The sequence below is a fragment of the Collinsella intestinalis DSM 13280 genome (assembly GCF_000156175.1).
GTDB lineage: Bacteria > Actinomycetota > Coriobacteriia > Coriobacteriales > Coriobacteriaceae > Collinsella > Collinsella intestinalis.
Genome location: NZ_GG692711.1, coordinates 43,779 through 53,681 on the forward strand (window position 1 = coordinate 43,779; position 9,903 = coordinate 53,681).

Annotated in this window: 8 protein-coding genes; 1 reads left to right on the forward strand and 7 read right to left on the reverse strand. The window is 64.4% G+C overall.

The window, feature by feature from the left end:
* Positions 1–24 precede the first annotated feature (24 nt).
* The 7 genes from COLINT_RS06790 to COLINT_RS06820 all read right to left on the reverse strand — a co-directional run bounded on the left by COLINT_RS06790 (position 25) and on the right by COLINT_RS06820 (position 9,196).
* Positions 25–459: a type II secretion system F family protein gene (locus COLINT_RS06790; RefSeq protein WP_226803360.1), complete on the reverse strand. Its 435-nt coding sequence runs from the start codon at positions 457–459 to the stop codon at positions 25–27.
* Between the two features lie 260 nt (positions 460–719).
* Positions 720–1,463 carry a type II secretion system F family protein gene (locus tag COLINT_RS06795; protein WP_006723716.1) on the reverse strand — a complete coding sequence of 248 codons (744 nt, stop codon included), beginning with the start codon at positions 1,461–1,463 and terminating at the stop codon, positions 720–722.
* Positions 1,427–2,794 (reverse strand): CpaF family protein, encoded by a 1,368-nt coding sequence (locus COLINT_RS06800; protein ID WP_039910689.1) that lies wholly within the window; start codon positions 2,792–2,794, stop codon positions 1,427–1,429. The genes COLINT_RS06795 and COLINT_RS06800 overlap by 37 nt, the downstream gene beginning before the upstream one ends.
* Entirely contained in the window at positions 2,791–4,272 is a 1,482-nt protein-coding gene (locus tag COLINT_RS06805; protein WP_169302879.1) for a nucleotide-binding protein, read from the reverse strand. Before COLINT_RS06805 ends, COLINT_RS06800 begins: the two co-directional genes overlap by 4 nt.
* 8 nt (positions 4,273–4,280) lie before the next feature.
* Positions 4,281–4,961: an SAF domain-containing protein gene (locus COLINT_RS06810; RefSeq protein ID WP_006723719.1), complete on the reverse strand. Its 681-nt coding sequence runs from the start codon at positions 4,959–4,961 to the stop codon at positions 4,281–4,283.
* Positions 4,962–5,365: 404 nt separating this feature from the next.
* Entirely contained in the window at positions 5,366–6,514 is a 1,149-nt protein-coding gene (gene rsgA / locus COLINT_RS06815; protein WP_006723720.1) for a ribosome small subunit-dependent GTPase A, read from the reverse strand.
* 3 nt (positions 6,515–6,517) lie between these two features.
* Positions 6,518–9,196 carry a cation-translocating P-type ATPase gene (locus COLINT_RS06820; RefSeq protein WP_006723721.1) on the reverse strand — a complete coding sequence of 893 codons (2,679 nt, stop codon included), beginning with the start codon at positions 9,194–9,196 and terminating at the stop codon, positions 6,518–6,520.
* A 331-nt stretch (positions 9,197–9,527) separates the two neighbouring features.
* Between COLINT_RS06820 and COLINT_RS06825 the strand changes: the two genes are divergently transcribed.
* Positions 9,528–9,903: pyruvate kinase (locus COLINT_RS06825; RefSeq protein ID WP_006723722.1), on the forward strand; the 376-nt coding region annotated here is incomplete at its 3' end.

Here is a 9,903-nt window from a genome sequence, read left to right on the forward strand (position 1 = left end):
CGAGCTTGACCATGGCATCCTCCTTCACACCATGTCGGCAGCCGCGAGCAGCGGGCCGACTATCGACAACAACAATGCGGGCAGAATCAACGTGCCCGTCGGAATGAGCAGCTTCACGGGCGCGCGCTCGATCTCGCGCTCTACGTGCGCCCGGTGCGCAGCGCGCATTTCACGTCCCTGGCCCTCCAGGGTCTCCGCAAGCGGAGCGCCGAGCTCGAGCGCCTGGGACACCGCGGCGGCAAACGATCCGAGCGCACGCACCCCGGCATCCTGCGCAACGCGGTCGAGGGCCTCGTCCCTCGAGGTCACTCCCACCTGCCAACAAAACAGCGCCTTCTCCATCAGCTGGGCGAGTTCACCCGACCGTCCCTCGCAATACAGGGAGAGCGACGCATCGAAAGACAGGCCCGCGCTCAACCCGAGCCTCACGATGTCCGTCATCTCCGCCACCTCGCCCATGCCGATCCCTCGGCTCCGCGGGCGCAGCATCTCGAGAGCGAGAGCACGCATCTTTCGAAATGCCAATCCCCCAACGACACGCACGTGGGCACAGCACGCGCGAGCCATTTCGAGTGCCCCGTCCTCCGACCCCAACCACGCCGCAAGCCCACACAACACGCCGGGGCCGATCACCGCAATAGCGGCGTCAGGCGTATCCGCAACCCATATTTCCACCAACTCAGCAAACTCCATCAACACACTCCCCTTGCATCCGCCCCTCAGCAAATAGACCTCATGACCACCTTGATGATCGACCAGGCAATTCCATCCAAAAGAAGGGCGACCGCTATCGAGGCCGCACCGGGAACCGTCGCAATCCCCTCCCTAAAATCGGATGAGGCCGCCGCGAGGAACGCGACCATGGCAACGGGCATCCCCGCCACCAATCGCGCAGACATGCGCACCTGGGCCGTCCTCACATCCAGCTTTCGACGCAGCTCCACACGCTCCCTCACCAAACGCGTCGCCTCCCCGAGAACATCAGACAGCGGTGCGCCCGTACGCCGCGAAACCTTGAGTGCAAGCGTCACGAAATCCAATCCCGGCGCGTGAAGACGCTCAACCAACTCGTCAAGCGCCTCGGTCATCCCGGCACCACACGCGACTTGGGCCTCGGCACGCAAGAACTCCGTGCGAACGGGTTCTTGCGCATGAGAGCCCACGTACCGCATCGCCTGCGCAAGCGAGAGCCCCGATGCCATGGACGCAGCAAGCGCTCCGAACGCCTCGACCATCGCGCCCTCCAATCGCTCTCGCTTCTTGCGCGAACCGGGCAGAGCTAGCCCGCGCTCTTCCGCGCGCCCGACAATCGAGGCCCTCATACCGCGCGCCCATGTGACCGTCCGGTCTCGGGTGCGCCCGAGCTCATCCCAATCACTTCTGAGCTCCCCGTCACCAGAGAGAATCAGCAGGGAGCTCGCGGCGCTTAGCAAGCCGATGCCGACCGACATGACGACCTCCATTCCCGCACCTCCCCCTCATCGAGCAAACCCGACCGAACCGCCTCCTCGATAAACGGGGGCTCGTCAATCAGGGTCCATGCCTCCTTCGCCGGATCGAACGACACGTACTCGGTCAATGCCACACCACCGCCCTCCGCGCGCGACACACCGGTGAATGATGAGACGAACCGCCTACCGCCCGGCTTCCTCACCGACATGACCACGCCGTCCAAGGCCATCGCGATCTGCTCCTCAATCAACTCGCTCTGCAGGTCGATTCCGTAACGGGCGAGCAATGTGAGTCGCACAATCGCCTCTTGTGCGCTTCCCGCATGCAAAGTGGTAAGCGACCCATCGTGACCTGTGCTCATCGCCTCGAGCATGTCGATCGCCTCCCGATTGCGCACCTCGCCCACCACGATCCGATCGGGGCGCATGCGCAAGGCGTTTACCACCAGATCGTGAATTGCCACCTCACCCGCCCCCTCGATCGACGCCTCGCGCGCTTCGAGCCGCACGACATGCGGATGCCGGGAGAACTTGAGTTCGGCGGAATCCTCGATCGTCACGATTCGCTCCGCTTGCGATATTTCGCACGACAATGCGTTGAGCAGCGTCGTCTTGCCCGAGCCCGTTCCGCCCGCCACCGCCAAATCCATCCTGCACCGCACCGCATATCCCAACAGATGCGCGTACCAATCCGGGATCGACCCCAAATCGACCAGATGCGCCAGCGTGCTAATGCGGTCGGAAAACTTGCGAATCGTCATCGTGGGCCCATCGATGGCTATGGGCGGGATAACCGCGTTCACGCGAAACCCGTTGGGCAGACGGGCGTTGACCATCGGGCTCCGCTCATCGACTCGACGTCCCAACGGAGAGATGATGCGGTCGATGGTAATCCTGATCTGCTCCTCAGATTCGAATATCCTGCCCAGCGGGCAGAGCACGCCCCCTCGCTCGATATACGTCCGGTCGAGACCGTTGACCATGATTTCGGTTACCGAATCGTCCTCGAGCAGCGCCTGCAGAGGCCCCAAGCCGGTCATGTCGTCAAGCACATCGGCGATGAGCGCATTCCGCTCGTCGAAACCCAACCCGAGCGACACGTCGGCATTCAGAGCCGCCTCGAGTGCGGGGCGCAACTCCATCCGCGCCTGTGCAGCCGACCCGGCACGCACGATGCGCGCAACCTCGACATAGCCCACCCGCTCCATAACCGCATGCTTCGCCCGCACCCGCGCCTCGGACATCACGCCGCCGACCGATCGTGCACGAGCCCCCACCGAAGCCGCACCGCGACCGGAGGAGACACCCCCGCCTCGAGCACGCATGCGCCCGTATACGCTCATCGATGCTCACCGGCCTTGCGCCGCCACGGAAGCCTGAAACGCGGCCTCCACTCATGATCATCAGGGGCCGGCCCCATGAGCCGCTCATCGAAGGAACACCCGAGCTCGGTCAGCACCCGCGCCGTCAAATCGCGCACATCATGGGAAAACGGCCCCTCACCAGCCACAAGCGAATCCAATCGGCCGAACCCGATGAGGCCGGCAACCTCCTCGCCCCCAAAGGAAATACGAGCACGAGACGCAAGTGATGCCCCCATCTCGAAACGCAACGCATCCTCTTCCGCACAACCCGGGGACCCCAGGCGATTGAACACACTCGTCATGCGAGTCGCGGGAACGCCCAGGCGCGTGGCCAGTCCAACCACCCGGGTGGCAGACGCACCGGCATTCGCACCCGCACTGCCCACGACTAAGCAGCGATCACAAAGAGCAACCACGGCCGCGACAGCATCGCCCCAATGCGTCGAGGTGTCGATGAAAATCACGTCTGCGACCTTGCGCAGGACGATGATGAGCCGCTCGACCGGTGCCCCGTACAGCTCCGCGCGTTCCGGTTCGATAAGTGGTCCCCACAGGGTGAGCCCCGGCCCCACGCGCATCGCGCATGATTCGATGTCCTCCTCAGCGAGCTCGCCGTCCATAGCGTGCGCTTCGATGCCCTCGAGGCCCCTGAACGCATCGACGCCCAGAACCGACGGCAAATCGCCAAACATCAGGTCAACGTCTATCACGGCGGCCCGCAAGCCGGCGCGGGCCGCACAGGCGGCCATTGCCGCCACCAGCGTCGTCTTACCCGCCCCACCTTGACCCGATACGACCGCGATTACTGGTGCACGGGGACCGCCGTGATCGGCCACTTCCCGCTCACGCACGCGTCGGACAACATCTCCCAAATCGACGATATCCCCGGTCTGCTCCGCAACGTCGCCGATGCAGGCAACGGCATCCCCATCCGGCTCATCCAGCGCATCCCACGTCTCCGTACTCCACGGGGGGACTTCATCGCCCCCATATCCCATGGGCACGAATGGATCATCCGGAACCAGGCCATCGCGTTCGGACGCGACCGTGCCACGCGTCGCGACTTCCGTTCCGATATCCATGTGCGCCGCTTCCGCATCTTGACCGCGCGCGTCCGCGCTTCCGGTCAACGACGCGTCCGTCGCGATGACCTCCTGTGCACCGGCATCGAAGAGCTCTGAGACGAGTCCGGCGTCCATCCCGTCGATACATGCGAGCACCGCGGGCGCTGCATGCCCCGCCGAACCGCCTCGCACCGCACGTATGACGTGCAGCAAGTCCGAAGCGTTCCCGGGACTCGCCCCCAACGCAATCCGAACGCCATCACCCAGTCCGTGCGCAAGCTCGACGAGCACATCAGCATCATCGATGCACACGGTGCGCGCGTCGGGGCAGCGCAGACGAACTTCCTCGCGAACGCGCGCGGCCGCGCCGCCTCCGTCCCATATCAGCCACATAACGTCCATCACCCTTCGCTTCCCTCGTTATTCGCCCTTTCGGATCGAGCCGCCTCCCGCGATGCCGACGCCCCCGGCAACACCAAGGTCACTTCACCGCGCGTGGTCGCCGCCAGGACGTCACGTACAGCCGACGCATCCACCGCCAGCGTCACCCAGCTCAAATCGCCACCGCCATCAGCCAAGACACTCGTATCGAGCACTTCGGCGCGCGTCAGGCGATCCGCAACCGAAGCGTCTGCAACATAGACATCGACCTCGTCCCCGCGGGCGAGCGAGCCGCCCACGGCGTGTTCCGCGTCACTTGCCACCGAAATCGCCACTGTGCCGCGCGGCACCTGCACGACCCTCTCATCACGCAGGAAGTGGGCCTTGGCGAGCGGGGTGTGGGCGGGAATGCGGGCCGTCGCAACTAGCCCGGACGCATCACCCATCGACGTCAGCGCATCCTCCGGCATGAGAGACGAAACCCATTCGACGACCTTCACATTGCCCTCGGAGATCTCGTCACCGGGCTCGATCTCCCTCAGGGCAACGCACACTCGCGTCACATCGCCTCCGTAACGCTCAAGCGCCCGTCTCGATGCCTGCTCGGCTTCCGCATGCGCCCCGGCGACCGCCGACCATGCGAGCAGCGCGGCACTCAAACCCATCACCGCGCTCAGCCCCAACCTCACGGTCCTTTTCACCCAAACCCCCTCGCCTCAGTTCAATCGGCACCGCACACGTGCCGTGATTCGATTGTCGACGCGACACGGCAAGGAGCCTGGATCGACTTGGGAAAGTGCCTGGTCATCTGTGCTTGTAGCTGTTCGCAATCTGCCCGCACCGGACAGGATGAGGGCAGATTTCGGTCCGTTGCCGAAAAGGGCTGTGGAAAAGCAAACCGCCTGCACGAGGCAGGCGGTTGCAACAGGCATATGAAGTTGTACGACTGAAGTTGCACGACGTTGGTCACAAGGGACCGCTCGACGTTTCCCAGGCCAAAGGCACAACCACGTAGGTCGCCGGCGCGTCAACCACGCCCCTGCCCCATCTCCGGCGGTGCCTCATACGACAGAAGACTCATCGCACATCCGCACGGACGATTGTCCTATAGGCGGATATCGGGGTCGAGGCTCTGCGCGCTCACTCTCATCTCCCGGGCGAGCGAAAGAAACGCATCCAAACGCGACTGTTCGATCTCACCACACTCCACACCCTCGCGGACGGCGCAGCCCGGCTCGTGGAGGTGCGTGCAGTCGTTGAAGCGGCAGGCACGAGAAGCCTCGACGATTTCGGGGAAGCTCCGAGCGAGACCGCGCTCGTGGCCCACCAAAGGCAGCGATCGAAGGCCCGGGCAATCGGCGATCACGCCGCAAGGCTCGGGGAGGGCCACCATGATGCGGGCGACCGTGGTATGCCGACCGGCGTCATCGCGCTCGCGCACGGCGTTGGTCTCCAATGCCTCGGAGCCGAGCAGGGTGTTCAACAGCGTTGACTTACCCGCACCGGACTCGCCCAAAATCATGCCCACGCTCCCCTGCGGGATGCAAGAGCGGACCTCGTCCAGGCCCTCGCCGGTGAGCGAGGACGTCGCGATAACGCGCACACCCGTACCTGCCAGGCGACGCAGGGCGCCACACACGTTGGCCACTTCGGCGGGCTCGCAACGGTCGACCTTGGTGAGCACCACGACGGGGTCGGCCCCGCAATCTCGTGCGAGCACAAGCGAGCGGGCGACGCGGTCGCGCATGAGCGGCAGGGTATCGCGCTCGGCGCCCAGCGGCTGCACGATGAAGATCACGTCGACGTTCGCGGCGAGCACCTGACGCTCCCCGCGGTTTTTCCCGCGCCAGCGCTCAAAGCTCGTCCGGCGAGGCAAAACGTGCAAGATAACGCCCATATCGTGACCGGAGGTCACGCGGACCGCCACGACGTCGCCCACGCTCGGCAACATGCCGTCCACGCCGGCAGAAGAGGCTACCTCGGCATCGGCGGCGCGCTTCGAGCGCTTGCCGCGCTTACCCGGTTTGCCCTTGGCGAAGTCCACCGCATGCTCGGCACGCAACAGGACCCCGCTGCGCGTGGCGATCATGGGAAAACCGCGGTCCAGACGCACGACCGCGCCCAACTCAATCTCTTCCAGGGGGATATCGAGCGTCCCCGCAAGCTCCGAGCGCGCCGCTTCAAACGCAGAGACCTGCGTGTCATCGACACGCAGGTCCCCAAAGCTCGGAATATGATCCAAGACGTCAGCCACGCGTTAGTCCTGGTTCTTCTCGACGCGGCGCATAACGGCCTTGTAGATCTCCATCAGCGGGATGATCAGGAAGGCCAGGCCGAGGGCCGTGAACAGGGCGATCGGGTCGAGGGTCATGAAGCCGAAGACCTCAGCCAGGAAGTCGACCTCGACGGGCACGACCGTCAGCACGACGGCCAGAGCGGCAGCGCCCCACAGCCACTTGTTCTGCGTCTTCATGGAGAAGATGGAGGCGCGGCGGCTGCGCATGTTGAAGGAGTGGAAGATCTCGACCATGGACAGGGTGATGAAGGCCATGGTGACGCCCTCCGGGTCGGCGATGCCGTCGGTGAGCATGGACAGCTCGATGGCGCCGTTGTGGAAGTACATACCGGCGAAGAAGGACGCGAGCACCAGGATGGTGATGATGACGCCCTGGAAGGCGATGTCGATGCCCATGCCGCCAGCGAAAACGCCGTCGGAGGCCTTGCGCGGCTTGCGCTTCATGACGTCGCCCTCGGCCTCTTCCATACCGAGCGCGAGCGCGGGCAGGGAGTCGGTGATGAGGTTGATCCACAGCAGCTGGACCGGCTGGAAGATGGTGAAGCCGATCAGCGTCGCCACGAACACCGAGAGAACCTCGGCGATGTTGGCAGACAGCAGGAACTGGATGACCTTGCGGATGTTGTCGTAGATACGACGGCCTTCCTCCACCGCGTTGATGATGGTGGCGAAGTTATCGTCGGCAAGGACCATGTCGGCGACGTTCTTGGTGACGTCGGTACCGGTGATGCCCATGCCCACGCCGATGTCGGCGCGCTTGATGGACGGAGCATCGTTCACGCCGTCGCCGGTCATGGCGACGATGTTGCCCAAGCTCTTCCAAGCGTCGACGATGCGGGCCTTGTGCTCGGGCTGGACGCGGGCGTAGACGGAAATCTCGGTGACGCGGGTCTTGAAGTCCTCATCGGAGATCTTGTCGAGCTCGGCGCCGGTGATGGCCTGGGAAGCGTCCTCGACGATGCCCAGGTCCTTGGCGATGGCGACGGCGGTATCGATGTGGTCGCCGGTGATCATGACCGGACGGATACCGGCCTCCTTGGCCTCCACGATGGCCGCGGTGACCTCGGGGCGGACCGGGTCGATCATGCCGGACAGGCCGCAAAACACCAGATCGTGCTCGAGGGCCTCAGGGGAGAAGTCGGTCGGGGCCTCGGCGTAGGTGCGGTTGGCAAGGGCCAGGACGCGCAGGGCCTGGTCGGCCATGGCCTTGTTGGCGGCGAGAATCTGCTCGCGGCGCTCGTCGGTGAGCTCCACGACCTGGCCGTTGTCGTACACATGGGTGCACAGGCCGATGACGACGTCGGGAGCGCCCTTGGTGAACTGCTCGTAGTCGCCATCGACGTCCTTGACCACGACGGACATCATCTTGCGGCCGGAATCGAACGGGGCCTCGCCGATGCGCGGACGCTGCGAGTCGAGGTCGGTCATGCCAGCCTTGGCGGCGTCGTTGACGAGGGCGCACTCGGTGGGCTCGCCCACGGCCTCGCCCTTCTCGGCGTCGTACTTGGCGTCGGAGCACAGGGCCATGCCTGCAAGGAACTTGTCCTCGTCGGCGGCGAGCTCGTGCTTGACGACGGTCATCTTGTTCTGGGTGAGGGTGCCGGTCTTATCGGAGCAGATGATCTGGGTGCAGCCGAGGGTCTCGACGGCGGTCATCTTGCGGATGATGGCCTGGCGACGGGACATCTTGGTGACGCCCATGGAGAGAACGATGGTCACGACGGCGACCAGGCCCTCGGGGATGGCGGCGACGGCCAGGGACACGGCAACCATGAAGGTGTCGAGCATCATGGCCGGGTTGGAGCCCAGCTCGCCGAAGTGGCGAACGATATCCACGGCGAAGATGATCACGCAGATGGCGAGCACGAGTTTGGTCAGGATGCCGGAAAGCTCGTTGAGCTTCATCTGGAGCGGGGTGAGCTCCTTCTTGGCACTGGTGAGCGCGGAGGCGATCTTGCCCATCTCGGTGTTCATGCCGGTGCCCACCACGACGGCACGGCCACGGCCGTACACGACGGTGGAGCCCATGTAGCACATGTTCTTACGGTCACCCAGCGGCACATCGTCGGTGCCCTCGGCGAGGGAGATGACGTCGGCGTGCTTCTCGACCGGGACGGACTCGCCGGTAAGAGCGGCCTCCTCGATCTTCATGGAGGCGCTCTCGATCACGCGGCAGTCCGCAGGCACGGAGTCGCCGGCCTCGAGCAGGACCACGTCGCCGGGGACGAGCTCGGAGCTCGCCATATGGACCATCTTGCCGTCGCGGATGACCTTGGACTGGGCCGCGGACATCTCCTGCAGCGCCTCGAGGGCCTGCTCGGACTTGGCCTCCTGGATCACGCCGAGGACGGAGTTCAGGATGACGACGGACAGGATGATGGCGGCGTCCGCCCACTCGGGCTCGCCCTGGATGAAGCCGGTGATGACGGAGATGGCGGCCGCAACGAGCAGCATGATGACCATCGGGTCGCCCATCTGCTCGAAGAAGCGCTTCCACATGGGAGTCTTCTCTTCCTCATCAAGCTTGTTCGGGCCCACGCTCGCCAGGCGCGACTGCGCCTCAGCGGCCGTCAGGCCGGAAGCGGCACTCGTGGACTGCTCCTCGAGCACCTCCTCAGCCGAAGCCAAGTACTCTTTCAATCTAACCCCTCCCGGAGTATGCCAAGCGGGACGCAGGCGCGCCGCGCCCCAATCCAACAGTCTGACACCCGATTATAATTCCCGGAATCTGGGCAAGGGCTTGTCAATGGTCGATATGGTACCCAAGCTGTCGGGCCCCATGCCAGCTGGGGACGCGATTCGGCGCAATGCACACATACCGGAACGATAGGCAGTGCTCGAAGCAAGTTCAATATGAATTGAATCGGCACACGGTTGATTCATGTCGATAAGCGGCGCAGGTTTTCCTATAATGACTCTTGCATACGTATTCGCCCACAACGCCTATCACTGACATCAGATGGAGGTCTGAATGCAGCAGAAACTGAAGCGCACCAAGATCGTTTGTACCATGGGCCCTGCCTGTGACAACGACGAGACTATCTGCGAGATGCTGAAGGCGGGCATGAACGTCGCCCGCTTCAACTTCTCCCATGGCTCCTATGAGGAGCATCAGGGCCGCATCGAGCGTGTGCGCCGCTGCGCCGCCAAGGTCGGCAAGCCCGTCGGCATCCTGCTCGACACCAAGGGCCCCGAGGTCCGCACCGGCCTGCTCGAGGGCCACGCCAAGGTCGAGGTCCACGCCGGCGACAAGATCACCGTCACCGCCCAGCCCACCAGCGAGGACTGGCTCGGCAACGCCTCCCACATCTCCCTCGACTACGAGAAGCTCCCGTCTGAGGCTGAGA